Genomic DNA, 23628 nt, shown 5'->3' with positions numbered 1-23628 from the left:
CTGTCACATAGGTAAGTGAAGCTCTCCCGACTTAAGAGGAAGCACAAAAGGGTTATTTCAGTTGGTAAGATTGCAGAGCAATTCTGGTGCGAGATGAAAGTTGAGCTGAAGCTTCTTTACGACATAAAGCCCTCGAACGCTCTTGTTCGGAAAGGAAAGAGAATTCACGATGAAATATCTGGCAAAGCAAGCCTTCCGAGGCCCAAAAACTTCATCGACTGGTTGGGCGGGCAGATTTACTTCACCAACCTTTCCATTGAGAGCTTTCTTAAATCTGGCCTTGGCAGGGAGGTTTTTCTCGTTACAAAAGTTGATGGTGACGGCTGGAGGTGGTATCTCAGCGGTTCCATCGACGAAATCAGGAAAAAGGGTGGTAGAACTCAGGTGGTGGAAAGGAAGACGAGGCTGAGGGAAGAGGTGCCTGAGAATGAATCACACAAAGTTCAGGGGCTTCTTTACCACCTAATGCTTGATGAGGCGAGGAGACAGAAGGTCAGTAGGAATGTGAAGAGGGCCTATGGTGTCGTGGAGAGAGCAGCAATCAGCAAGGAGTTCTCTCAAGCTGTGGGGATGACAGAGAGGAATGTTAAGGCCATGCTCAGAACGCTGGACTCAAAGCTCCCCATGATTCCTGAACTTGATGAGGAGGTCGTGGTTATTTACGAAAGCCAGAAGACTGGTGAGAGGATAGGTGAGGTGAGGTTTAAAGCTCAGAGGGAGGAAATTGAGAGGATTCTGCAATTTTCGAGGGAGTACTGGGCGGGAGAGAGGGAGGCTTTAAAAACAAGAGAAAACTGGAAGTGCAGGTTCTGTGAGGTTAGGAAGTACTGCCTATGACTATTTTGCCAAATTCGGGTTAATGGTTCTCGAATCTGGTTGGGTTAAGGCTGTGAATGCAGAAAGAAAAACGCAGCTTAAACCTATATTCGTAAAAACTCATTCTCTTAATTCTGAGGTGTAAAATCCTTTAAATAGCATTGCACTATACAAACTCTGCTCAAACGCTATCGTTTTTAGCTAGGTTTTCCTCGTGTATTTAAAGGCTATTACTGGAAAAAAGAACCTACGAACTGAAAAAGAATCCAGAACTGATCATAGAGAGGGAAAATGAACTGGAAGAGCTTTTCATGCTTTTTGAGATTTTTGAGGAACTGGAAATTAACAGGGAAATCAGAAATCTGGCCTACGAATTTGTAAAGAAGATGGTTTATTGCCAAATGACGCTATAATCCTTTCCACCTGTAAATTTTATGGAGTAAAATATCTGATTTCGTTTGATGGTGATTTTAAGAGGGCATGCAAAGAGGAGGGTATAAAGCTTATTGACGGCATTTGTTTGATGATGAATACATAGGAGAGGAAACAAGAAGCCCCAACTTAGAATTTAGCTTTATTCAGCCCCTCTGCAATTTTCCTGATTACCTCTTCAACCGTAAGAATCTCCTTAATCAGCCCTGAAACCTGCCCTCCCAGAGCAGGATTCTCAGAATCTCCGCTCAGCTCTGGCTTGAGAGCTCTCATTACAACCGGGCTCTCAATAACCATCGTGGAGTCGCAGGTGGCTTTTAAAATAGCTTGCTTAATGCTTTCCGGCACGGGACACTCTTTGGTTGCAAGCAGTCTCGTGCCAATCTCAACACCTTCCGCTCCGAGAATCAGGGCTGCAGCAAATCCCCTCTCATCTGCTATCCCGCCAGCGGCTACAACTGGAATGCTGAGGTTGTCGGCAAGCTCAGGAATCAAGCAGAAGGATGTTACACCACTCCTCCCTATAATCCCTCCCGCCTCAAAGCCCATCGCAACCACAGCATCCACTCCCGCCTTCTCCGCTTTCAGCCCCTCTTTCAACCTCGACACCTTGTGTATGACTTTTGCCCCGGATTCCTTTACTCTCTCAGTGTATTTCTCCGGGCTTCCTGCAGAGGTGTAAATAATCCCAACATCAGCTTTAAGTGCAGTCTCAAGATTCTTCTCCGAGCCGGGCTGATATATTGGAATGTTCACGGCGAAGGGCTTATCAGTCCTGTTCTTAACTTTCTCTATCTCCTCTTTTAGTTTTTCAGGCGAAAGGCCGGCAGAAGCTATAACTCCAAGCCCGCCAGCCTCAGACACTGTAGAAGCAAATTCTCCGAGAGTTATTCCGGCCATCGGGCCCTGAACTATCGGATACTTCGTTTTGAGGAGTTTAGCAATCCTGTTCATAGAGCAATTTGTCAGTAATATTTTAAAACATTTGTTGCTTCTGAACTATTCCAGTAAATCTAAACCCCAATCTCGCAGAGTTCACTTTAACATACTCAAACAGTTCTGCTCTTGGGACCTGATGCAAGAGCTTTGAGCACCTCAATTCCCCTCTTTGACGTTAGCAGGTGCATGAGCATATTTGATGCTATGTGCAAAGTATTAAAAAATTGCCTTATGATAGCTCAAGTATAAGACCGTTTAGCTAACGTCTAAACAGTTTAGCCCGCATCTAAACATTTAGATATTATCTAAACTTTTTAATATAGAAATAAACGAAAGATTTATATGCTAAGAGGTTGCAAGATGCAATGGTGATACTATGTGGGGTAGCAAAGCGCTTGGGTTGGTGCTGGTGTTTGTAGTGCTGGGAAGTTTAGTGACACCGGTGATGGCTTGGGGAACCATAACGCACGTCAGGTGTCATCAGAAGCTGGAAACCCCCATCCGGGATTTAAAATGGAATACTTATCTGGCTCCATTGCGCCGGATGCTGGCTATACGATCTCTGTTGACTGGGGTAAAAAATTCCATGGTGAAGACGTGAATAAGGCAATCAAAATAGCGAACACAATGTTGAGCTTGGCAAAAGGAACCGACGAAAAAGCATTCGCAAAAGGATGGCTAGCCCATTTAATGCAGGATAGGGTGGCCCACGGAAACGGACAAGGACTGCCCAATGATCGCACCTACGGTGTGGGTTACTCAAACTACGCTGCACAGAAATACGGAATAGATCACATAACAGCAGAATTTTACGTGAACGGCAGAGTCATCCACGAAAAAGGTTGGAACTGGGACTTCGTGAGGATCGCCATCCCTACGAAACTTATTGCAAAGGCCATGAAATCGCTTTACGGCTCCTCCCCAAGTGAGAGTGACCTGAGCAACGCCTACAACAAGTTCGCTGCCGAATATTATGCTGAACTGACTTTCTGGAACTCACCTGCAGGGAACACACTCTATCTATCTCTGTATTTAACGGGCGTCGTTGCAGACTACGATGATTACGTTCAAGAAGTTAATTGCAATCCGTACGAGAAATCGATTGAACTGACGAGAAGTCCAAACGCAATGTCAGCAACCTTTAGCCCCCTCGTTGCTAAGGATGCCAAAGGCACTAACGTGCAAATCAAAAAATGGGTGAAAGAATATGCTACGATGCTTGAGAAGTCTGGAGCAATAAAAGTTAGCAGAAAATTCGAAAACGGGTGGTTGGTAATCGAGTTCAAAATGACCGACAAAGCGAAAGCGGACAAAATCGCTGAGCAAGTCCTGCGAAACATGGTAAAATCGGGCGAACTTCCCGAGAACACTGCAAAAATTTTAAGCCGGATGTTTTGATCGAGGATGAAGCGCACATCTGCAGCATTGGTGGTGTTTCTAATACTCCTTTTTTTGGGACTGTTATTCCTCCCGATGTTCATTGTTTATGGTGGTTTTGGACTGCTGGACCCTCTCGCAACCAAGGAAAGATACACGCTAAGCTACTACATATATCTTGAAAGCCGCAAGCCATTCGAAAACGTAACGGTCTTGATCCCTGCAGCCAAGCTGGGCTCGCTGGAGATAGTACCGGCAAATTTCGAAATTGTTAAAATTGGCAACAGAACGTATATAAAAATAGCTCGCGAAAAACCTTACTATGAGATTTATCGACTGCATGGAGAAAATGAAACCTTAACCAATTACAGAATGGACATCACAGTCGAATTCCCAGAAATTAAGATAGAGAACCTCACTGAATACAGAATAGACGACGGGAATGTTAGTGTCCTTCTCGATTACACAAACTCAAGCTACGTCAGCCTGCAGGTCATGTTGTATTACCTTGAACTGGACTACGTGGACATTTTCGGAAAAAGGATTTACACCAACTTCGGCCATTACAACTATCTATGGTGCAAGACAACTCCCGTTAATATTACCGAGGACAAGAGGGGCAGATGGATGAAAGTTCCCGTTTCTTGCGGGGGTGAACTTTAAAATGTTGCTTATTTTTAGGGTCCCGAGTAGAGTATGAGGTATAAACCTACCTCTGCTCATGTGGTATTTTACGCTGCAAACTTGGAGTTTGATGCCTGAAATAAGGGGATGATAAAATGAAACCGCAGCCACTTCTGCTCATCGCAATTGCACTGCTTTGCTGCTGCGTGACTGATGAAGGAGACAAGATTACAAGTCTCGGCAAAATAGCTGATGAGTCTATCGTGTACGTCTGGTGGAGTGTGAAGGCGGAAGATAGGGTTTACCTCGGTTTGGGGACTGTTGACGGAACATCCTTTGCAGAATTCCACCCTCCAAATCGTCTGGAGATTCTTCTCAGCAGTGAGGATTTCAGTCAGAGGGAGGCGGCGGTGTGGGATGGAGAGGAGATTCTAATCTTCGGCGGAACTGTCTTCGAGAACGGAAAGTATTCCCCCACAGATCAGATACTGAGCTTCAACCCAAAATTGGAGAGGTTAAGAGTTCTAAACGCATCTCTTCCCCATCCAACCTCCGACGTGGCAGCGGTGTGGGGAGATAGTAGGGTTTACATCTTCCTGAACAACAGCGAGAGATGCGAGGTTTACGCCTTTTATCCGAGCAACGAAAGCTTTGCGAAATTGGATGTTTCTTGCCCCATCGAGCATCCGGGAGGATGTGTTCACTCGGTCGTTTGGTACGGCGGCAAAGCATACTTTTTCTGTGGCGAAGGGGTTGCAAGCTTCGACCCCATGGGAGGATTTAAGTGGATAGCCTTCACCGACAGAGTGTGGGTCAGAGCTGCTACGGTGGCGGATGGCTACATCTTCGCCATCGGCGGTAGCAGCGGAATCGCAGAAACGAAGGATGAGATCATCAGATTTAACCCGAAAACAGGAGAGCTGTGCGAGATGAGGACCAAGCTTCCAGTTGCAAGGGGTCAGGCGGTGGCTGTCGGGGGCGAGTACATCTACATTTTCGGAGGATACACGAAGGATGGCTATGCGAACGAAATTCTGAGATACGATTACAGGGGCGATAAGTGCGTTAATTTCATTCAACTTCTGAACGATGATGTCAAGAAATACCGACCCAATAACGGAAAACAGTAATATATGACTGTGTCACAGTTGAACTGTGGACGAAAAGAGGATTGCCAGATATCTCGACAAGTTTGGACACATTGAGGAGAGAGTTGGTGACATTCTGAACTGGATTGAGGAGGCAAAAGTTGACAAAAAGTCGAGACTGGCAGTTTATAAAGCTGCTCAGGAGGCTGTTGAAGCTGCATGCGATCTTGTGGCGATGTTTCTTAGAGATTCTGGCGTTCCCCCAAAAGACGATTACACCAACTTCCAGAAATGGGGGGAGATGGTTGATAAAAATATTTCAGAATGTTTAAAAGTTGCGAATGGGCTTAGAAACAGGCTGGTTCACCGCTACAATGGACTTGATGATAGAATTGCCCTCAACTCAATAGAGGAGATCATTCCGTGCCTTCAGGAATTTGTGAAGGTGATGAAGTCGTGGCTGAGAAAAAAGATGTAATTTATAGGGACTTTGAGTTCCTGAAAGACGATGTTCTTGCTGTCCTCCTGTTTGGCTCGGCGGTAGATTGCAGTTCAAGCAGAGACATTGACGTTTGCATCGTCTCGCCGGAGGGATATGACATCAGGGAGGTTTTCAAGAGAGTCGATGTGGTGGGGAAGAAATACGACGTCTGGCTTTTTGAGGAACTCCCCCTATACATGAAAATTGAAGTGATTGAAAAGCACGTAATCGTGTTCTGCAGAGATGAGTTGGAGCTGTATGAATACTTCTACCACTTCAGAAAGCTGTGGAAAGATCAGGAAAGGAGGAACAGGATAACGAGAGAGGACTTGGAGCAGATGGTCTCATGAGATTTTTGTCGGATGCGGAATTCAGATGTTAATGTTAAAAAGTTAAAAACTGGCACCGAAAAATTTAAGTTTTGTTAGACATTGTGTATCATGAGCTAAGAGGTGTTGTGGCATGGTAAGGATTGCTGCGGTGCTGCTGGTTTTGGTAATGCTGAGCGTACGGCAACCGCAAAGCCCTCTGTTGAGCTGTACGCGGGGAGGGAAACAGTATCCCCGTTTTCGGCGAAGATTGCTATGTGGTAATTAACAGGATGATTGGTAAGATTGCAGCGTTCAGGAAGATGCCGGTGAGTGATTTCAAGTTTGATCTCAATCCGAGAATTAAGAAGAGGTTGGAAATAATGAAGGAGAACATGAAGGGGGGTGTGATGTTCATTCCTGACGTTGGTGTGGTGTGGGTTACGCCAAAGCCGAGCAGGATCATAAGTTTGGAGAACGAGAGAGAGGTTGGCGAAGAAATTTTGAAGGTGGTTATGCAAAAATACAAAACAAACATCAACTTCAGCGAGCTTGGATGGAAGTTGGGCGGGATGGGTCTTGAGAATGACGGTTTTCTTAGGACTTCCGTTAAAGGTGTAGACAACAACCAAGGGGCAGTTTTCAGAGTGGACGATCCGAAATGTTGGGATGATATAAAGGCTGCTGAAAGCTCGATGGAGAAAAACAGACCAAAAGACTATCCGTGGGATAGCAACGTGGACAACAGAGACGTTTTAGACTGCTCCAGTGAGAGTGGATGCGCTCACATTGTAAACCAGATACTTGAGGAAAACGAGGCGGTGTATTATTCTGGACACGGAAGCAACTACTGCATTCTGATTAAAGGTGAGAAGAACAGCAACAAGATCAACTTCTGCTCGAAAGATGTTGCATACGGCAGACAAACGAGGCTCTTCGTTGTCTCAGCCTGCTATGCGGGCAATGGACTGGCTGAGTGGCTGGTAGAGAAATGGGTTAGGTGCGTTATCGCTGATGATGGGGAGTTGTACGACTACAACTACTGGTCACCATGTGCCGCTTGGGCTGACGCCTTCTGGGACAGAGTAACGGGCAATGTAGATGCGGGGTACAGGAGGACACCACACGAAGCGAGGATTGAAACTAACAACCTATTTGGTTGGATACCAAGGAACTGCAACCTCGACGTTGAGAGGGGAGACTGCAACTTCTACATTTGATAGCATGCTCTTCATTTTTTACATCCCCTACTATCCGGGACTCGGCGATTTCAGCTTTATTATCAACTCCTACGCCACAAACGCAATCTTCCTTGCTGCATACGCTTTGATAACGAAATCAAAAGTGGATAAGATCAAATTCCCGATCGTGACTATGCTGCTCGTTCCACTCGACTTCGCCGCCATGTTGGCTGGTGGGCTCGTTAGCTGGGGCATAGTAAGCATGCCCTACTGGCTGTGGGGGGACTGGAGACTGATGGACGAGCTGGCGAGATACAGAGGAGAGCTTGGAGCGCTTGATGCGATCGTTGGCGGGATAATTCTTGGATATTCCGCATCCTTCGCTTTTACGAAGGTCAACAGGAAGCATCTGGTGATTTCGTGGATGCTCGCCAACTCCATTTCCACCTTGGTGGTTGCAATTTTCTTCGTTCCGCACTTCTGCGGCATGCCACCATACAGGTGTTAGGCGGACGGAGGTGGTTTCAGTTAGTTCAGAGTGGGCTGCTTGGAATGGTGGTTGGTGTGGATAACGATCAGGGAGCGGTGTTTAGAGCGGGTGATTGGTGGGTTAAAGATAACACGAACGCTGCAAAAAATTCGATGGAAAAGAATTGGGATCCTGATGTTGATGACTTTGGCGTTGTAGACAACACAAACGCTGTAAATCAAATTCTTAGAAACTACGAGGCTGTGTTTTATTCCGGTCACGGAAACAAGGAGGGCGGAGGATACGGAAAGGGAGAGTGCATAGTTGTTAAGGGAACAGGTAAACACCCAGAGCTCTGGTACTGCTACCACCACGCAGTATACGGCTTACGGACTCGGCTTTTCGTGATTCAAGCCTGCTACGCGGCAAACGAAAACCCGAATTCGCTGGCAAACGTCCTCGCGAGGAAGGGGGTTGAGTGCGTTATTGGCGCTTCGGGGAGCATACACGACTACGATGCTTTCGGATTGCCAACCTGTAGAACTTGGGCCGACGTATTCTGGGATCACGTGACAGGAAACTCCGATGCAAATTACCAGAAAAGGACGGCACACGAGGCGAGGATTGAAGCGAACAGCGCTGCATGGTTCTGCGATCTGGACAGGGAAGTGGGCAACTGCAACATGTACATCTGAGGGCTTATGTTCTTCAATTTTTTAATTCCTCCCAACAGCTTCTCGTCCTTCCCGGAATATGTCGCCTTCGTTGTTTCGCTATCCTACGCCCTCAACGCTACGCTCTTGCTGCTGTACTCACGGATTTTTGGGGTGGAGGTTAAGGAGAAGGCGTTCATCCCAGTAACACTCTCCTTTGTGGCAATCGACTTTACATCCATTCAAGGTCTAAGGCTATTCGTCGGCATTCCAGCGTACCTCGGCGTTGTGATACTAACATCTCTTTGTATCCTGGAAGGATTAGCTTTAGCCCTCACCTCGTCCCTCGCCCTCGTTAATGCGAGCAGAAGGCATCTCGCAGCAACGTGGATCGCTGCGAACGTCGCCTCTTCGGGCTTGTTTATGGCTTTTGTTGGTGTTTCTTAGGAGAGGGAGCATGGATAAATTGAGGCTGGCGAACAGACTCGTGCTTGCGATCTTTCTGTCGATTGCTCTAGCCATACCAATCCCACATCGTGCGGTTTGCTGACACGGGATGGTAGAATGTAAAGCAATTTGTCAGTAATATTTATAAGGATTTTTGAATAGGAGAATTGTGAAGTGGCTGATTCTCGCTGCCATCGCAGGCATTGCATTCGGAGTGATTACAGCCTACTACGCCGTTGATTACATCGCAGACCTTTTCAGCGTGAAAAACGGTCCGTGGGAGACTAACTTGCTTGCAGGCTCTGAAAAGGCCGACATCTACACCAGAGCTGCCATTGCCATCCACGCCCTTTTCGCCCTCAACAGGTCTGAGGCTGTTTACTTTATCGCAACAACGGATAGCAGCAATCAGCCCCTGAGGCTAAACTGCGACTACAGAATTGAGGGAGGAAAGTTTCCAGCGAGATGGTGGAGCATCACCGTTTACGGCTCTGACCACTTTCTCATTCCCAACGAATACGACATCTATGCAGTGACTGGAGAGAGTGTGAAGTGGAGTGACGGGAAGTGGGTTGTGAAGCTCTCTCAGAGGCATCGGGAGGGCAGCTGGATTCCTCTGAGGGGTGAAGGGAACTTCATTCTCGTCCTGAGGCTTTACAATCCCGAACAAATCGTTTACGAGAGCCCGCAGTCAGTCCAGCTGCCAGAAATTATTCTGGAGGGGTGCAGATGAGGAAGTATATCGCAGTCTTCGCAATTTCCGCCATCATCGCTCACATCGCCTTTGTAGCCTTCCTTCCCAAGCTGATAATGGTTTTCTACTTCTACACAACAACCTCGGCAGGCTACGAAGAGAACAAAATCTACCACGCACCTCCAATAAACTCAAGCCAGAGAACCGTCGTTCTGCCAAGCCCCAACCTGCTTTACTCCTTCTGCATCTACGACGTCTCCGAGGGGCCTTTGCTGATTGAAGCAAAAGTTCCTGAGAACACTTACTGGTCCGTCTCCTTCTACGATTCCTTCACAAACAACTTCTTCACCATCAACGACCGTCAGGTTAAAGGGATGGCCAAGATTTTGCTGGTGAAAGAGGGCACTGAAGTTAAAACAGATGCCATTGTGGTCAGAGCAAAGGATGAGCACGGCTTCGTCCTCTTCAGAACCTTCATTCCTGACAAAGCCCTCATCCCCCAGCTTGACGCTTTGAGGCAGCGGTGGAAGTGCGAGCCAACCAAAACATATTTATTTGATTAGATGTCAAATTATTTTTATGATTTCTGGAGTGTGGGTTGTGAGTCTTGAGCTGCTGAAGAAGGTATCGGCGGAGGAGGTCGAGGAGTTTGAGGGACCTGATAGCTGAGGTAGTTGAGAGCTACGATTCAGCACGCTTGGATGCGGAGACGGCAGAGCTTGTGGAGAAGTACCTTGCGAGGGTTGTTTTGAGGCACGTGTTCCTTGAAGAGGAGCTTGACGGGGAGACTGAAATCGTGCTTAGAATTCTCAAAAGATTTTTATCCTAATTTTTGCTATTCTCTGTCAGCGTAGAATGGTTAAGAGCTGCAGTGTTGGGTGGGGAGCAAAGGTTGCCGCTGTTTTCGCAGCTTTATACACCTCCATTTTAGGTCTTGCGGTTCTAATACCTCATGCCAATTCTGCCATTGAGGTTTTTTCCGCTGTGATGGCTGCTGGGTTGGGAATTCTAATCGCCCTTCTGGCCGTTCCATTTATAAGCGAAATTACGGATAAAACGGAAACTTTAGAGGTGGAAGTGATTGGAGAGGTGGTTGTAGAGGATTCTCTCAGCTTTGGAGGGGCCAATGCAGGACTAAAATCCGAAAGAATATTTGTTGCAGACAAAGGTTTAGTGATTGACGGATACCTCTTTGAGTGGCAAAAAATCAAATTTGAGATTGAAAAAGACGAAATCATCCTTAGATTACCTTCGGGAAGGCGATTGCCTATTCCTTACTCAGAAGAACTTGCCGAAATGCTGAGGAAATCGAAAACTTCTTATTTCATTGATACCAAGTAACAACATGAATGAAAAGGTGGTTGTTGCAGCAATCGTCATAATTATTGCCTCTGCCATTGCCGTTGCAGTCACTGCATCGAAATTCGAGAGCTATGCGAGATTTGGAGACATCGACATGAAGCTTGAGGCCGTCAATGACAGCCACGCAGTCGTAACCTTTGTCACCGAAGTGAGAAAGGAAAACGTGGAAGAGTTCGCGATAAAGGCGAAAATTTACGACATTCAGACTGATCTGCTGCTCAATGAGCTTGAAGAGACTTTCAAGAGTCCTGAGTCAAGATTCACGGCAGAATTAACGATTCCCTTCGAAAAGACTCGCGATTACAAAATAGTCCTTTATCTCCAGGTTGGAGACAGGATTTACGACTCCTACCGTCTAACGCTCAGAAATCTCAGGAATCTCGTATCTGAAGACATGAAACTCGAAGCATCGCTGGTTGATTCGGACTTCCTGCTGACATCGGTCAAAAACGGGAGTGTTGGCTTTGTGGCGAGGTTCTACGTTGAGAGTGTGAAGGATTACGATGTGGTGGCGAGGATTAAGGTTCTTCAGGCTGATTCAAACGTTCTTGTGGGGGAGAGCTGGAAGAACGTGACGCTTCAGAAGGGTAAGACCAACATAGTCTCGGCTGAATTTGAGGTGCCAGACGATTACAACTACGTGGTTAAGCTGGACGTATGGAGGAACGGTAAGCTTGTGAAAAGCTGGGCTGATGTGCTTAACCTTGCTCCAACTAAGAAGCTGTCCAAGGGGGAGGTTGAGAAGGAGGTTGACTTCGAGGCGGAGAAGTTCGTGACGGCTGTGGAGCCAGAATACGTTCCGAAAAGTGGCGGGGTGCCGGGGTTTGAAGTGGTTTTTGCCCTGATGGCCCTTGCGGGTGTGGCCTTATGGAGGAAGGCGAGACGGTAAGGAAGATTCTCCTCGCAATCCTATTTTTTGCTCTTGTTGTGTCTCTCGTAGGTCTGTACGTTTCCGCAAACGTTATGATTGACGTTTGGGCAGGGCAGAAGTATTCGACAGTTTACAAGGTTCTGATGAATGCTGCAATGCTTCTGATTGTCATTTACCTTATACAAAGGTTAATAATCCAGCCAAGGAATTCGGATTGATGAGACTGTTCGTTGCGGTTGATGTGGACGACTCAATCAGGGAGAAGGTTAAGCCAATCCTAAAGGAGCTCTCCGGTGTCAGCGGGGTTAAGGCCGTAGAACCCGAAAACCTGCACATCACGCTGCTTTTCCTCGGAGAGGTGGGCGAGGAGAAGCTTGCAAGAATTGAGGAAAGACTTTCGGAGGTTACCTTCCAGCCGTTTAAGATTTCCTTCGAGGGTGTCGGTGCTTTTCCGAATCCCGGTTCTCCAAGGGTTGTGTGGATTGGAGTGAAGGAGGAGGGTGAGCTTACAAGGCTGGCAAACTCGGTCTATGAGAAGCTGAAAAAACTCGGTTTCAGAAGGGACAAGGACTTCAAAGCGCATCTAACGGTTGGAAGGGTGAAGAGAAAAAATCCCGAGGTTGCGGACATCGTAAGGAAGTACTCCTCCGAGAGCTTCGGCGAGATGGAGGTAAGAGACTTCAGGCTTAAGCAGAGTATTTTAACCCCGAAGGGTCCGATTTACAAGGATTTGAGGGTATTCGAATGAAGGTTGAGGAGATACTTGAAAAAGCTCTCGAACTGGTCATTCCCGACGAGGAAGAGGTAAGGAAGGGAAGAGAGGCGGAGGAAGAGCTCAGAAGGAGACTTGACGAATTGGGTGTTGAGTACGTTTTCGTAGGCAGCTATGCGAGAAATACGTGGCTGAAAGGCAGCCTCGAGATAGACGTCTTTCTACTCTTTCCGGAAGAATTTTCAAAGGAGGAGCTCAGAGAGAGGGGGCTTGAAATCGGAAAGGCGGTTCTTGACAGCTATGAAATCAGGTATGCTGAGCATCCCTACGTTCATGGAGTTGTTAAGGGCGTTGAGGTCGATGTGGTGCCCTGCTACAAGCTTAAAGAGCCGAAGAATATCAAGTCAGCAGTTGACAGAACTCCCTTCCACCACAAATGGCTCGAAGGCAGGATAAAGGGGAAGGAGAACGAGGTCAGGCTGCTGAAAGGATTTCTGAAAGCAAATGGTATTTACGGAGCGGAGTACAAGGTGAGGGGGTTTTCCGGCTACCTCTGCGAGCTTTTGATTGTTTTTTACGGCTCTTTCCTTGAGACGGTCAAAAACGCAAGGCGCTGGACGAGGAGAACGGTAATCGATGTGGCAAAGGGAGAGGTGAGGAAAGGAGAGGAGTTTTTCGTGGTTGACCCCGTTGATGAGAAAAGGAATGTTGCTGCAAACCTGAGCCTCGACAATCTGGCGAGATTCGTGCATCTCTGCAGAGAGTTCATGGAGGCACCTTCTCTGGGATTCTTCAAGCCGAAGCATCCTTTGGAAATTGAGCCTGAGAGGCTGAGAAAAATTGTCGAGGAGAGAGGGACTGCGGTTTTTGCGGTTAAGTTCAGAAAGCCAGATATCGTTGATGACAACCTCTACCCGCAGCTCGAGAGGGCATCAAGAAAAATCTTCGAGTTTTTGGAGAGGGAGAACTTCATGCCGCTCCGCTCCGCCTTTAAAGCCTCAGAGGAGTTCTGCTATCTGCTGTTTGAATGTCAGATTAAGGAGATTTCAAGGGTTTTCAGAAGAATGGGACCTCAGTTCGAGGACGAGCGGAACGTCAAGAAGTTTCTTTCCAGAAACAGGGCGTTCAGACCGTTCATCGAGAATGGAAGATGGTGGGCTTTCGAGATGAGAAAGTTCACGACTCCTGAGGAGGGTGTGAGGTCTTACGCTTCAACCCACTGGCACACTCTCGGCAAAAACGTAGGCGAGTCGATTAGGGAGTATTTCGAAATAATTTCGGGGGAGAAGCTGTTTAAGGAGCCTGTTACAGCCGAGCTCTGCGAGATGATGGGGGTGAAAGATTGAGGCTGACCTTTTTGGGCACGGGCGTTTCTGTTCCCTACGGAAAAAAGGCTCAGAGCTCAATTTTGCTCGACACCGGAGAGTCAAAAATCCTTTTCGACTGCGGGATTGGCAGCTATCACCGTTTGGAGCAGCTGGGTGTTAGCGTTAATAACATCGATGCCGTCTGCATAACTCACCACCATTTAGACCACAATGGAGACCTGCTGAACATCCTCAAGGCCAGATGGCTCCTCGGTGGGGGTGTGCTGAAAATCTTCGGGCCGAAGGGCACGAAAAGTTTCATGGAGTCTCTGCTTGAGGCCTATCCCTATCTGAGGGGAAAGCTGAAGTTCATCGTCGATGAAGGGGAAGCTTTTGATGAGAGTGTGAAGATAAGGGCGATTCCAACCGTTCACTCCATAGAGAGCAGGGGTTATGTTGTGGAAGACACTGTTGCGATAAGCGGAGATACCAGGGCCATTAAAGAGTTCATTTCGGTGGAGTGCAGCCTGATGGTTCACGAGCTATCTTTGCCCTTTAACTATCAGGCAGACTACCACACCACACCCGAAAACCTGAAGGAGAATCTGAGATACTGCAAAGCGGAAAAGCTCTACCTCACACACCTCTATCCGATGGCACATGCGGTTAAGGATGAGATAATCGAGTATCTGGAGTTTGATGCTGTCGTTGCGGACGACATGATGAGCATAAGGCTTTGAGCAAACTTAAAATAGTGCCTTACAGAGGAACATTGGTGATGCTCATGAATGAAGAAGTAAACAAAATCATCACTTTATGCGGTAAAGACTGGGCTAAAATTGGCGTTGAGTTCATTTTCCTCGGTGGGAAGCAGGAATGCGAGAACTGCAAGATAAAAAAGACCTGTTTGAAGCTGAAGGAGGGGGCCAAGTACAAGATTGTCGGCTTGAGGGATGGGGCGGTGCAGGAGTGCCCTCTGCATGACGAGGGTGTGGTGGCGGTAGAAGTTGTTGAGCTGCCGATAATAGCCCTTGTTGACTCCAAAATCGCGGTTGAGGGGGCAAAAATTCACTACGAGCAGAGAAAGTGCGACGTGTACGACTGCAGCATGTACTCCCTCTGCCACCCGATTGAACTGAACAACGGGGAGACGGTGATTGTTGAGAAGGTCATCGGCGATGCTCCGGAGCAGTGCAGAAAGGGCCACAGCGTCATCGTTGCAGAGCTCAGAAGGGCTGAGGAGTGAAAAATTAGAACAGTGGTTTGAGAATTACCGCTCCTTTTACTTTTCTTTTGAACTCCTCGGGGTCTGCGGAGGTTTGCGGAATGGCTCCGAAGTGCATTGGAATGTAGTACTTAGCCCTTATGTCCTTTGCAGCCTCTATAGCCTCCTGAAGGTTCATTGTGTATGTTCCGCCCACAGGCAATAGGGCGATGTCGACTTCAATTTCCTTCATCTCAGGAATTCTGTCAGTGTCGCCAGCGTGGTAAATTTTTACGCCATCAATCCCAACTATGTACCCTACGCAGTTCTCCTTGTGGAATGGCTTGTCAACGTTGTAGGCGGGGACGGCTTTAATCTTCACACCCTTAACCTCCGCCTCTGTCCCGACTCCCACCTCGCAGCTTTCAAACCCCTCGATGATGCATCCTGAGGGGTGAACGACAACCGTGTCATCCTTTGAGAGCTTTCTGATGCTCTTAACGTCCATGTGGTCAAAGTGGTCGTGTGTGACGAGAATCACGTCAGCCTTTTCCAGCTCTTCGGGAATATCGTAAGGGTCGATGTACACAACCCTGGAGCCCTTAATCCTGAATCCTGCGTGCTTCAGCCAGGTTATTTCAACACCGTTGTAAACAAAACTGCTTTCCGCCATGAAAGTAGTTAGGCTTTAATTGTTATAAACGTTTGCTGCTAAACTTTTTAAGGCGGAAGTGTTTTATTCTCTATCAGGAGTGGTGCAGTATGATTTGGCAGGGAAGGAGCAGAAGAAAGCCGAGTGGAGGATTCTACAGGAAAGCCAGAAAAAAGAGAAAGTACGAACTTGGCAGAGAGCAGGTTGAAACGCTCATCGGTGAGAGGAAAGTGAAAAAGATTAGAGTGAGGGGCGGCAACTACAAGCTGAAGCTTTTCGCGGACAAGTACGCCAACGTTTACGATCCTAAGCAGGGTAAGGTTGTCAGAGTCGAAATTGAGAGCGTAGTCGAGAATCCTGCGCACGTGCACTATGCCAGGAGAAACGTCATCACTAAGGGGGCTATCATAGCAACAAGCATCGGAAAGGCGAGGGTTACCAACAGACCGAGCCAGGAGGGCGTTGTAAACGCAGTACTGATAGAATAAAGGGGTGCCGATAAAAACAACAACCTACTGCGGTGACGGCGGGATAGCTACTACCGGTGAACCGGCACCCCCATGGTTAATTTGTTTTTGCATGTAGATAAACTTTTCGCTGAGAATGTGTATTGGTTTATAATTTTGATAAAAATATTTACAGGAAATCCTTAGATTCGATTATTTTTGCGTTGAAAACGTTTTTCATGTGTCTAAGCCCATACTCGTAATCGTAGTCGCTCAAAGCCTTGGTGCAGTCCTTTAAAACTGCAACCTCATATCCTCTCAGCACCGCATCACCTGCAGTGTGAAGAACGCAGATGTTCGTTGCAACTCCGCAGATGTAGAGCTTTTTAACTCCAAGCTCCCTCAGCAGCAGGTCAAGGTCAGTAGCAAAGAAGGCTGAGTACCTCCTCTTCTTTACGTAGTAGTCTTCCGGCTGTGGGTTAAGCTCGTCGATGACCTCCGCCCCTTCGGTGTTCATTACGCAGTGCTTCGGCCAAATTTTGAACTCCACGTCATCCTCGCGGTGCCAGTCCTGTGTGAAGATTACCGGCATTCTTTTCCTGGCAGCCTCAACGACCTTGGCAGTGGCTTCGAAAATTTCCTCGGCGTTGGGAATGTAGAGGGCACCGCTCTTGTAGCAGAAGTCCTTCTGCATGTCAACTACAACGAGGGCCTCCATGTACTTAGTTGGTTTCGGTAAGATATATTTTTATCTGCGGAGACATCTGTTATGGAACTCACACACATCGAGGACGGGAAGGTCAGGATGGTTGACGTCTCGCACAAGGATGATGTTGACCGAATTGCCGTCGCTGAAGGTTACATCAGGTTGAGAAGCTCTACAATTGAGGCAATTATCAATAAGGAAGTTGCAAAGGGCAATGTAATAGCAGCGGCGAACATAGCCGGGGTTATGGCGGTGAAGAAAACTCCAGAACTCATACCGATGTGCCACCCTATTCCAATAACCTCTGTGAAGTTCGATTTCGACATCGAGAGTGTGGGGATAAGAGTGAAATGCACTGTCAAGTCTAAGGGAAAGACTGGGGTGGAAATGGAGGCCTTAACTGGAGTCAGTGTGGCCTTGCTAACGATATGGGACATGGTAAAGAGCTTGGAGAAGGACGAACGCGGGAACTATCCCAAAACTCTAATCGAGGTCATCAGAGTAGTGGAAAAGGTGAAAGGTGGTAAGGAATGATTGACAGAATAAAGAAAATAGTGTTCGGTGGAGAAAGGGAGAGGGAGGTTGTTGAGTTAATTGGGAAGCAGGTAGAGCTAATAATCGACACATGTGAGCTCATGAAAAGCATAATCGAGAGGAGCGATGAAGCAGTGGTTGGGGATGTTTGTGAAGCGGAAAAGCTGGGTGACGCTATCAGGAGAGATATAGTCCTGAAAATTCACTCTGGCGCCTTCATCCCAGCACTTCGCTCTGACTTCTGCAACCTTGCCGAGGAGCTCGATGAGATACTCGATGAGCTCGAAGACATCGCCATGCTTTACCTGCTGATCGACTTCATTCCGGACGAGTTGAGGGATGAGTTCATCAGGATCGCGGATACAAACTCAAAAATGGCCTATCTGCTCCTCGACGCATTTAATGCCCTTGAGGAGGGTGGCCTGAGCGACATTCTGCTAAAAATCAAGATACTTGAGGAGCAGATTGACAGCATGAAAGGGAGAATTTACGAAAAGCTTAAGAACATCGACTTTTCTGGTTACGCTGAGTGGTACTACTTCATCAAGTTCGTCGAGAAGCTTCTCAACGTCAGCGACCTCATAGAGGATGCTGGTGACACCATCCAGGTTTTAAGCGTCAGCATACGCTGAAAATGACCAATTCGCCAGCCCTTTTAACCATAACTTTTCCTGTATCCATGAGATAGTGAAGGAAGGCCAGGGTTTCGCAGAGGGCCATAAATTTATTGAAATCGTCGAATTTTCTGAAGTTCCCGGTGCTCCAGTTTATCTCTGAGGCAATTTCCTCGAGCATTTCGTGACCGCTGTTAACGGCATCGTAAACCTCATCCGCCCTCGATGAGTAGTGTTCGATGAGCTGCAAAATTCTCCTCTCCGGGTCTTTGATTCTGCTCTCGTGCGCGGGAAAGATTTCAGATATCTCAAGCTCAAGGCATTTTTCAAGCGACCTCAGGTAGTCGCTCACTCCGGTTGTGTAGGAGGGGTAGAAGCTTACGTTTGGTGTTGTGTTGCTCAGTATGAAATCACCGCTGAAGAGGCACCCATCTATGAGCAAACTAACGTGACCTGCAGTGTGACCGGGAGTCTCAACCACCATGCCGCCCCTACTCAGCTCAGAAACTCTCGCCCTCCTCGTTAGATTCAGGGCTGTAATCACTCTCAGAGTTTCCGCATACCTACCATTTACTCCGTAAGCTCCGAGAAGCCTTTTGTAGTCTTCAATAAACTTCTCTGGATTTGAGTATACTTCCAGAAACTCTATTTCCCGTTTGTGCATCTCAACGCTCCTTTTGCTGTAAAAGATCACGCCGACGTGGTCTATGTGGTGGTGGGTAACGATTGTCCTCTTAACATCGTACTCCTCAAGCTTTTCAGCGTTCTGGGGGTTGCAGAATCCACCGTCTATCATGATTTCTGAGTTTACAACGTAGACGTAAGTGTAGTCCGGATTTGGGAACGGAGTTTTCAGCTTTATCACTTCAACTTCCATTGAATGCTCTAAAATCCTGCGGATTTAAAAGTAATTACCTTTTTGAACTTTCTTTTTTATAGGAAAATCTTATTTTTGCCCTACCTTACGCTGAGTATGGAGATTATCCAGAACGTTTTCAATAGGGCGGAGAATGGAGACAGGATTATGATTTCATTTCCAGACATGCTCAGTTTTTTCACCGTGACGAAGTGGCTTAATGAGCAATTCGGCAATCCTTTGTGGATTCTCTGGACCGATGCTGCGGTTGAGAGGTTAAACCACCTCGGAAAGAAGTTGGGCTACCCCGTTAGCGGTAATGCTGTGACTATCGGTGCCATAAAGGAGTGCCTTTTTCTTGACGTCGTGGCGAGGTACGACTTTTACGACGATGTGAGCAGCTTGTTGAAATCCCTCCCAGTAGGGAATGTTCTCCTCATCTCCTTTGGTGTGAACTTTCTCGAAATTTTTGGTCAGGGGCTTTCCAAGGCGATTGAGTTCATAATTGAGCATGAGAACGGGATACTTTGCACCTGCACGGTTGGAGAAGCCCCAGATATCCTGCTGCCATTTCACGACACCTTTATTGAAATAAAGTCCGGGGAGGAGTCGTACTTAACCTACAAATCATACGTTGCTAAGCTTAGATTCTCTGTGGATGGAGGCACGATCGAGATGAGCGATAGTTTTCTTGTCAGCGAGTAATATTAAGATTGCTCAGATAAAGGATTTTAATCCGATTTTCCTTAATGGGGCCAATGAGCATAGAGCAGCAAATCAGGGAACTTGAGGAAGAGATAAAGAGAACACCCTACAACAAGGCAACGGAGCACCACATAGGAAGGCTGAAGGCCAAGCTTGCGAGGCTGAGGGAAGAGGCAGAAAAGCAGAAGGCAAAAGCGGCAAGACAGGCTTTTTCGCTCAAAAAAGAGGGTGATGCGACCGCGGTTTTGATAGGCTACCCCTCGGTTGGAAAATCAACGCTGCTCAACAAGCTTACCGGGGCGAAGAGCGAGGTTGCGGACTACGACTTCACAACTCTAAAGCCCGTTCCGGGAATTTTGAACTACAAAGGAGCCTCGATTCAGATTATTGACGTTCCCGGAATAATCGAGGGTGCTGCAAGCGGCAGAGGGAGGGGAAAGGAGGTAATCTCAGCCGTCAGGGTTGCTGATTTAATAATCATCGTAGCAGACGTATTCAACCTCCACACCATCGACATAGTCAAGAGGGAGCTTTACGAGGGCGGTATAAGGCTTGATCAAAAGCCTCCGGACGTTGTAATCAGGAAGAAGGAGAGAGGAGGAGTGAGAATAAGCTCTACAGTTCCCCTCTCGATTGATGAAGCTACGATAACCAGTGTTCTCAAGGAGTACAAAATTCACAGTGCTGATGTTGTGATAAGGGAGGATATTACGATAGAAAGGCTGATTGATGCTCTCGCGGGTAACAGGGTGTACATTCCTTCCCTTACTGTCGTAAACAAAATCGACCTGATGGATGTGGATGTTGCGGATGCCATCAAAGTCTCAGCCGAGAAGGGGATAAATCTTGACTTGCTGAAGGAGCAGATTTACAGGAAGCTTGAATTCATCAGGGTTTACCTCAAACCTCCCGGTGGGAAGGTGGATTTCAGCGAGCCTATGATTTTGAGGAGAGGTGCAACCGTTGAGGATATATGCAGGAAGCTCCACCGCGATTTTGTGGAGAACTTCCGCTACGCGAAGGTTTGGGGGAAATCCGTGAAGTTTGACGGGCAGAGGGTAGGATTGGAGCACGTCGTCGAGGATGGGGATATCATAACAATCTACGCATAGTTTTTACCGATTTTGTCAAAACCGGTAAAAGCATTTATATATGGACGTCTCAGTTAATGCTGAGGTGATGTAAGATGGTGATGATGAAGTTGTTCACGTCCCCCACATGCCCGTACTGCCCCAAGGCGGAGAAGGTGGTTAGCAAGGTGGCTAAGGAAGAGGGTGTGCTGGCCATTAACCTTCCCGTTAATACGGATGAGGGGTTGAAGGAAGCTCTCAAGTTCGGAATAAGGGGAGTTCCGGCGTTGGTAATTAACGATAAGTACCTCATCCTCGGTGTTCCGGATGAGGGTGAGCTTAGGCAGTTGATAAGAAAGCTTAAAGGAGGTGAGGAGTATGGAGCGTCTTAACAGTGAGAGGTTTAGGGAGGTAATCCAGAGCGACAAGCTGGTGGTGGTGGACTTCTACGCCGACTGGTGCATGCCCTGCAGGTACATCTCGCCGATACTTGAGAAGCTCTCGAAGGAGTACAACGGCGAAGTGGAGTTCTACAAGCTCAACGTCGATGAAAACCAGGATGTGGCCTTTGAATACGGCATTGCGAGCATCCCAACAGTGCTGTTCTTCAGGAACGGCAAGGTTGTTGGTGGATTCATTGGAGCGATGCCTGAAAGTGCGGTGAGGGCGGAAATAGAGAAAGCACTTGGAGCCTGAAGTCCCCATGAGGTCCCTCAAAGAGATGGTTTCAACCCTCAACTGCGGAAACCTGCTTGAGTGCGTTCTCGGCCTGACTCCCGCGGACGTGATGGTTTACGAGGCCTTGCTGCGAGGCAAGGAGAGAGTTGACGAGATAAGCGAGTGCGTCGGAAGGGGAGAGAGTGCGGTTTACAAATCCCTTCAGAGACTCCTCCTTGCCGGAATGGCCTACAGAGTTAAGATGCCGCTGGATGGCGGCGGTTACTACTTTATTTATAAACCCGCGCCGAGGGAGAAGGTTGTGGAGGAGGTCGAGAAAGTTTTAACGGCCTTGGTGGAGAGAGTTAGAAAAGCTCTGGAGGAGTTTACGGATGATAGCGGTACTCGGATGTCAGGGGTGTGGAACCTGCAGTAGGGTATGCCCGACGGATGCGATAATCAGAGAGGGCGGGAAGGTTGTGAGAATAGACCAAAGCAAATGCAAGGAGTGCTACGAGTGCGTGAAGGCATGTCCGTACGGGGCGCTAATCGTTATGGACTGAGCTTTGAAGGAATTATTCAGCTTCTCGGAGGAGATGATGAGGCGAGAAAAGCGGTAGCGTTGCTGAGGAAGCACTTTAGAAGGGGAAAAATTCCGAAAGACGAGCTTGACGTTGAAACGGCCTTGACTCTCGATTATTTCAGACTTGCACTACCCGTAAGCTCCTTCCACGATTCCCTATCGTGGAAAATGAGGTTTTTTGCAATAGAGGACATGGAAGTTCCCTACATAGTGAGGTTTTTCATAGAGGACGTGGAAAGGGGAATTGGGGACTGGAAGGCAACCGTGGAAAGGTACTTCAGGGCGATTGGCGAGGAAAGAGCGGAAGACTTCGTGAAAATTTTTGAGGAAATGGTCGAGAGAAGCAAGAACCTCATTATCTGCGGTGAGGATATAGTTGACATCTCGATGAAGTACGGAAGAGACGGAGGAGTTGTGATTGCGGAGATGAAGGGTGCTGGGCTGATAAGCCCTACTGTGGGATGTGGAGCTTTTGGAAGGGCGAAGGCCCCGCTTTACGAGATAAACAGGTTTTTTGCAATGCTTTTAGAGAAGCAAGGTTAAAGCAACCTTTTCCAGTACTTCTTCGCGTCAGCCCAAAAACACTTTCCACAATCTCATCTGGTGTGTAGGGAAGCACCTCCAAGTTTCCCATCAGTACTTTGCAACGAAAATGTCGTCCTCAGCGCTTTTAAGCCGCAGCGTCACCTCTCTGCGCACAGTTTATTGTCCTGAGCAAAACTATTTATACTATAGATAATAGACCAGTTGCATGGGCAGAAAGCGAGTTTACGAAGTTGTAAAGCACCTACCAGCAGAAGAACTCGATAAAAGGATCAAAAAGCTCGAAAAAGATACAAGAGTCCTTCAAAGACTCTACTTCATAAGATACCTTTACAGAGGAATGAGCGTTGAGGAAGCTGCCGAACTGGTAGGAATTACAAAGGCTACTGGCTACACATGGCTCAAGAGATGGAATACCAGAGGTTATGAAGGCTTAATTCCCGAATTTGGAGGTGGTAGACCTTCAAAACTTACAAAAGATCAGAAGGAAGAACTCAAAGAAATGCTCAAGGAAAGAGACTCGTGGACAACGAAAGAAGTTCAGGAGCTAATTGAAGCGAAATTTGGAGTTTCTTACTCTTCGTGGCAGGTCAGGAGAATTCTGAAATCATTCGGCATGAAATACGCCAAGCCCTATCAAAAGGATTACAGAAAGCCTGAAAATGCTGAAGATTCTTTAAAAAAACATGGATGAAGCCGAAATTCGCCAATCAGACGTAATAGGATTCATCGATGAGATGGCAGTCGAAGCGAATGCAAATACAGCAAAGCTGTGGAGTTTTGGAAGGCCTGTTAAAAGAGTCGCTACTTACGTCAAAGCTAAGGTTTCAGGATTCTATAGCTTGAACGGGAAAAGCGTAATAGAGTTTCTTAAGAGTAACAGGTCAGAAGACTTCATATCTTTTCTCAGGAAAATCAGAGAGGAAAATCCCAAGAAAAGGATTGTAATCGTTCTCGACAATTTCAAAACGCATCATGCTAAAAAGGTGAAAGAGGAAGCTGAGAAGCTTAGCATTTCGCTGGTTTATCTTCCTCCTTACTCTCCCGATTTGAATCCGATTGAAAACGTCTGGAAGAGTGTTAAAAGAGCAGTTTCAGAAACATCTCCTCTGAATGTAGATGAACTTAAAGAAACGATTGCTAAGGCCTTCAAAAAGTTAACAGGGTCGATATCATTTGCGAAGGGCTGGATTGAGAAGTTCTTGGGGGATAAGTTTAAGATGTTATGCACTTAACCATAACTTAGTCTGAAAATATTTAACACCTTCTCCACGACACCTTTAAATTTGGTGAGTTA

General features: G+C 47.2%; 36 protein-coding genes. 32 read left to right on the top strand and 4 right to left on the bottom strand.

The window, feature by feature from the left end:
• Positions 1-15: 15 nt before the first annotated feature.
• Both AF_RS10935 and AF_RS13915 read left to right on the top strand, forming a co-directional pair.
• The gene (locus tag AF_RS10935) at positions 16-837 is read left to right on the top strand and encodes a PD-(D/E)XK nuclease family protein (RefSeq protein WP_010879664.1); all 822 of its coding nucleotides are present in this window, start codon (positions 16-18) and stop codon (positions 835-837) included.
• Between the two features lie 373 nt (positions 838-1210).
• On the top strand, positions 1211-1354 hold the full coding sequence (locus AF_RS13915; protein WP_197030927.1) for a PIN domain-containing protein: 144 nt from the start codon (positions 1211-1213) through the stop codon (positions 1352-1354).
• A 23-nt stretch (positions 1355-1377) separates the two neighbouring features.
• Here AF_RS13915 and AF_RS10930 read toward each other — a convergent pair whose 3' ends face one another.
• Positions 1378-2202 carry an NAD(P)H-dependent flavin oxidoreductase gene (locus AF_RS10930; RefSeq protein WP_010879662.1) on the bottom strand — a complete coding sequence of 275 codons (825 nt, stop codon included), beginning with the start codon at positions 2200-2202 and terminating at the stop codon, positions 1378-1380.
• Positions 2203-2700: 498 nt separating this feature from the next.
• On the opposite strand from AF_RS10930, the gene AF_RS10925 reads away from it, so the two are divergent.
• The 19 genes from AF_RS10925 (at position 2701) to AF_RS10835 (ending at position 15007) form a co-directional block, all read left to right on the top strand.
• Complete coding sequence (locus tag AF_RS10925; RefSeq protein ID WP_244372766.1) at positions 2701-3585, top strand: zinc dependent phospholipase C family protein; 885 nt, start codon at positions 2701-2703, stop codon at positions 3583-3585.
• A 75-nt stretch (positions 3586-3660) separates the two neighbouring features.
• A complete protein-coding gene (locus AF_RS10920) occupies positions 3661-4227 on the top strand; it encodes a hypothetical protein (RefSeq protein WP_048096268.1) in 567 nt (188 codons plus the stop codon).
• A gap of 116 nt (positions 4228-4343) precedes the next feature.
• Positions 4344-5318 carry a hypothetical protein gene (locus tag AF_RS10915; RefSeq protein WP_010879659.1) on the top strand — a complete coding sequence of 325 codons (975 nt, stop codon included), beginning with the start codon at positions 4344-4346 and terminating at the stop codon, positions 5316-5318.
• Between the two features lie 25 nt (positions 5319-5343).
• Positions 5344-5754 carry a DUF86 domain-containing protein gene (locus tag AF_RS10910; protein ID WP_010879658.1) on the top strand — a complete coding sequence of 137 codons (411 nt, stop codon included), beginning with the start codon at positions 5344-5346 and terminating at the stop codon, positions 5752-5754.
• Positions 5733-6107 (top strand): hypothetical protein, encoded by a 375-nt coding sequence (locus AF_RS10905; RefSeq protein ID WP_010879657.1) that lies wholly within the window; start codon positions 5733-5735, stop codon positions 6105-6107. Before AF_RS10910 ends, AF_RS10905 begins: the two co-directional genes overlap by 22 nt.
• A 251-nt stretch (positions 6108-6358) precedes the next feature.
• Positions 6359-7285 carry a hypothetical protein gene (locus tag AF_RS10900; RefSeq protein ID WP_148183487.1) on the top strand — a complete coding sequence of 309 codons (927 nt, stop codon included), beginning with the start codon at positions 6359-6361 and terminating at the stop codon, positions 7283-7285.
• Between the two features lie 4 nt (positions 7286-7289).
• Complete coding sequence (locus AF_RS10895; RefSeq protein ID WP_010879655.1) at positions 7290-7754, top strand: hypothetical protein; 465 nt, start codon at positions 7290-7292, stop codon at positions 7752-7754.
• 44 nt (positions 7755-7798) lie between these two features.
• A complete protein-coding gene (locus AF_RS10890; RefSeq protein ID WP_048096264.1) occupies positions 7799-8410 on the top strand; it encodes a hypothetical protein in 612 nt (203 codons plus the stop codon).
• A 6-nt stretch (positions 8411-8416) separates the two neighbouring features.
• Positions 8417-8815, top strand: coding sequence for a hypothetical protein (locus tag AF_RS10885; protein ID WP_010879653.1), 399 nt, complete (start codon positions 8417-8419; stop codon positions 8813-8815).
• Between the two features lie 169 nt (positions 8816-8984).
• Positions 8985-9548, top strand: a complete 564-nt coding sequence (locus AF_RS10880) for a DUF1214 domain-containing protein (protein ID WP_048064537.1) — start codon at positions 8985-8987, stop codon at positions 9546-9548.
• Entirely contained in the window at positions 9545-10072 is a 528-nt protein-coding gene (locus AF_RS10875) for a DUF1254 domain-containing protein (protein WP_048064536.1), read from the top strand. Before AF_RS10880 ends, AF_RS10875 begins: the two co-directional genes overlap by 4 nt.
• Positions 10073-10158: 86 nt before the next feature.
• Entirely contained in the window at positions 10159-10338 is a 180-nt protein-coding gene (locus tag AF_RS10870; RefSeq protein ID WP_010879650.1) for a hypothetical protein, read from the top strand.
• 158 nt (positions 10339-10496) lie between these two features.
• Positions 10497-10850 carry a hypothetical protein gene (locus tag AF_RS10865; protein ID WP_158296898.1) on the top strand — a complete coding sequence of 118 codons (354 nt, stop codon included), beginning with the start codon at positions 10497-10499 and terminating at the stop codon, positions 10848-10850.
• Positions 10851-10854: 4 nt separating this feature from the next.
• Positions 10855-11760: a DUF7490 domain-containing protein gene (locus AF_RS10860; RefSeq protein WP_010879648.1), complete on the top strand. Its 906-nt coding sequence runs from the start codon at positions 10855-10857 to the stop codon at positions 11758-11760.
• Positions 11739-11960, top strand: a complete 222-nt coding sequence (locus AF_RS10855) for a hypothetical protein (RefSeq protein WP_010879647.1) — start codon at positions 11739-11741, stop codon at positions 11958-11960. Before AF_RS10860 ends, AF_RS10855 begins: the two co-directional genes overlap by 22 nt.
• Positions 11960-12490: an RNA 2',3'-cyclic phosphodiesterase gene (gene thpR, locus AF_RS10850; RefSeq protein ID WP_010879646.1), complete on the top strand. Its 531-nt coding sequence runs from the start codon at positions 11960-11962 to the stop codon at positions 12488-12490. The genes AF_RS10855 and thpR overlap by 1 nt, the downstream gene beginning before the upstream one ends.
• Positions 12487-13800, top strand: coding sequence for a CCA tRNA nucleotidyltransferase (gene cca / locus AF_RS10845; protein ID WP_010879645.1), 1314 nt, complete (start codon positions 12487-12489; stop codon positions 13798-13800). The genes thpR and cca overlap by 4 nt, the downstream gene beginning before the upstream one ends.
• Entirely contained in the window at positions 13797-14501 is a 705-nt protein-coding gene (locus tag AF_RS10840) for an MBL fold metallo-hydrolase (protein ID WP_010879644.1), read from the top strand. The genes cca and AF_RS10840 overlap by 4 nt, the downstream gene beginning before the upstream one ends.
• 44 nt (positions 14502-14545) lie before the next feature.
• Positions 14546-15007 carry a UPF0179 family protein gene (locus AF_RS10835; protein WP_048064767.1) on the top strand — a complete coding sequence of 154 codons (462 nt, stop codon included), beginning with the start codon at positions 14546-14548 and terminating at the stop codon, positions 15005-15007.
• A gap of 4 nt (positions 15008-15011) precedes the next feature.
• On the opposite strand, the gene AF_RS10830 is transcribed toward AF_RS10835, so the two are convergent.
• Complete coding sequence (locus AF_RS10830; RefSeq protein WP_010879642.1) at positions 15012-15638, bottom strand: MBL fold metallo-hydrolase; 627 nt, start codon at positions 15636-15638, stop codon at positions 15012-15014.
• A gap of 89 nt (positions 15639-15727) precedes the next feature.
• Between AF_RS10830 and AF_RS10825 the strand changes: the two genes are divergently transcribed.
• Positions 15728-16105 (top strand): 30S ribosomal protein S8e, encoded by a 378-nt coding sequence (locus AF_RS10825; protein ID WP_010879641.1) that lies wholly within the window; start codon positions 15728-15730, stop codon positions 16103-16105.
• A gap of 148 nt (positions 16106-16253) precedes the next feature.
• On the opposite strand, the gene AF_RS10820 is transcribed toward AF_RS10825, so the two are convergent.
• On the bottom strand, positions 16254-16781 hold the full coding sequence (locus AF_RS10820; protein ID WP_010879640.1) for a cysteine hydrolase family protein: 528 nt from the start codon (positions 16779-16781) through the stop codon (positions 16254-16256).
• A gap of 51 nt (positions 16782-16832) precedes the next feature.
• On the opposite strand from AF_RS10820, the gene moaC reads away from it, so the two are divergent.
• Positions 16833-17303: a cyclic pyranopterin monophosphate synthase MoaC gene (gene moaC / locus AF_RS10815; RefSeq protein ID WP_010879639.1), complete on the top strand. Its 471-nt coding sequence runs from the start codon at positions 16833-16835 to the stop codon at positions 17301-17303.
• The gene (locus AF_RS10810) at positions 17300-17935 is read left to right on the top strand and encodes a TIGR00153 family protein (RefSeq protein WP_010879638.1); all 636 of its coding nucleotides are present in this window, start codon (positions 17300-17302) and stop codon (positions 17933-17935) included. Before moaC ends, AF_RS10810 begins: the two co-directional genes overlap by 4 nt.
• Here the strand turns inward: AF_RS10810 and AF_RS10805 are convergent.
• Positions 17922-18794: an MBL fold metallo-hydrolase gene (locus AF_RS10805; RefSeq protein ID WP_010879637.1), complete on the bottom strand. Its 873-nt coding sequence runs from the start codon at positions 18792-18794 to the stop codon at positions 17922-17924. The genes AF_RS10810 and AF_RS10805 overlap by 14 nt on opposite strands.
• A gap of 96 nt (positions 18795-18890) precedes the next feature.
• Here AF_RS10805 and AF_RS10800 point away from each other — a divergent pair, with 96 nt between their 5' ends.
• The 8 genes from AF_RS10800 (at position 18891) to AF_RS12755 (ending at position 23566) form a co-directional block, all read left to right on the top strand.
• Positions 18891-19478 (top strand): hypothetical protein, encoded by a 588-nt coding sequence (locus tag AF_RS10800; protein WP_010879636.1) that lies wholly within the window; start codon positions 18891-18893, stop codon positions 19476-19478.
• 53 nt (positions 19479-19531) lie between these two features.
• The gene (locus AF_RS10795; RefSeq protein ID WP_048064535.1) at positions 19532-20590 is read left to right on the top strand and encodes an OBG GTPase family GTP-binding protein; all 1059 of its coding nucleotides are present in this window, start codon (positions 19532-19534) and stop codon (positions 20588-20590) included.
• An 80-nt stretch (positions 20591-20670) separates the two neighbouring features.
• Positions 20671-20940, top strand: coding sequence for an MJ0307 family thioredoxin (locus AF_RS10790; protein ID WP_231487513.1), 270 nt, complete (start codon positions 20671-20673; stop codon positions 20938-20940).
• Positions 20927-21244 (top strand): thioredoxin, encoded by a 318-nt coding sequence (trxA, locus tag AF_RS10785; protein WP_010879633.1) that lies wholly within the window; start codon positions 20927-20929, stop codon positions 21242-21244. Before AF_RS10790 ends, trxA begins: the two co-directional genes overlap by 14 nt.
• Positions 21245-21251: 7 nt before the next feature.
• Complete coding sequence (locus AF_RS10780; RefSeq protein WP_010879632.1) at positions 21252-21641, top strand: helix-turn-helix domain-containing protein; 390 nt, start codon at positions 21252-21254, stop codon at positions 21639-21641.
• Positions 21598-21768, top strand: a complete 171-nt coding sequence (locus AF_RS13810; RefSeq protein ID WP_010879631.1) for a 4Fe-4S binding protein — start codon at positions 21598-21600, stop codon at positions 21766-21768. The genes AF_RS10780 and AF_RS13810 overlap by 44 nt, the downstream gene beginning before the upstream one ends.
• Positions 21735-22331: a hypothetical protein gene (locus tag AF_RS10775; protein ID WP_048064534.1), complete on the top strand. Its 597-nt coding sequence runs from the start codon at positions 21735-21737 to the stop codon at positions 22329-22331. The genes AF_RS13810 and AF_RS10775 overlap by 34 nt, the downstream gene beginning before the upstream one ends.
• A 208-nt stretch (positions 22332-22539) precedes the next feature.
• Positions 22540-23566, top strand: a protein-coding gene (locus AF_RS12755) for an IS630-like element ISA1083-2 family transposase (RefSeq protein ID WP_076611374.1) whose coding sequence is annotated in 2 segments (ribosomal slippage) — positions 22540-23010 and positions 23012-23566 — 1026 coding nt in all. Because the reading frame shifts where the segments join, the coding sequence is not laid out codon by codon here.
• Positions 23567-23628 lie beyond the last annotated feature (62 nt).

It is taken from the genome of Archaeoglobus fulgidus DSM 4304 (assembly GCF_000008665.1).
Classification (GTDB): Archaea; Halobacteriota; Archaeoglobi; order Archaeoglobales; family Archaeoglobaceae; genus Archaeoglobus; species Archaeoglobus fulgidus.
Note: the sequence above shows the minus strand (reverse complement) of the source record. Positions and strands in the feature narration are given on the sequence as shown.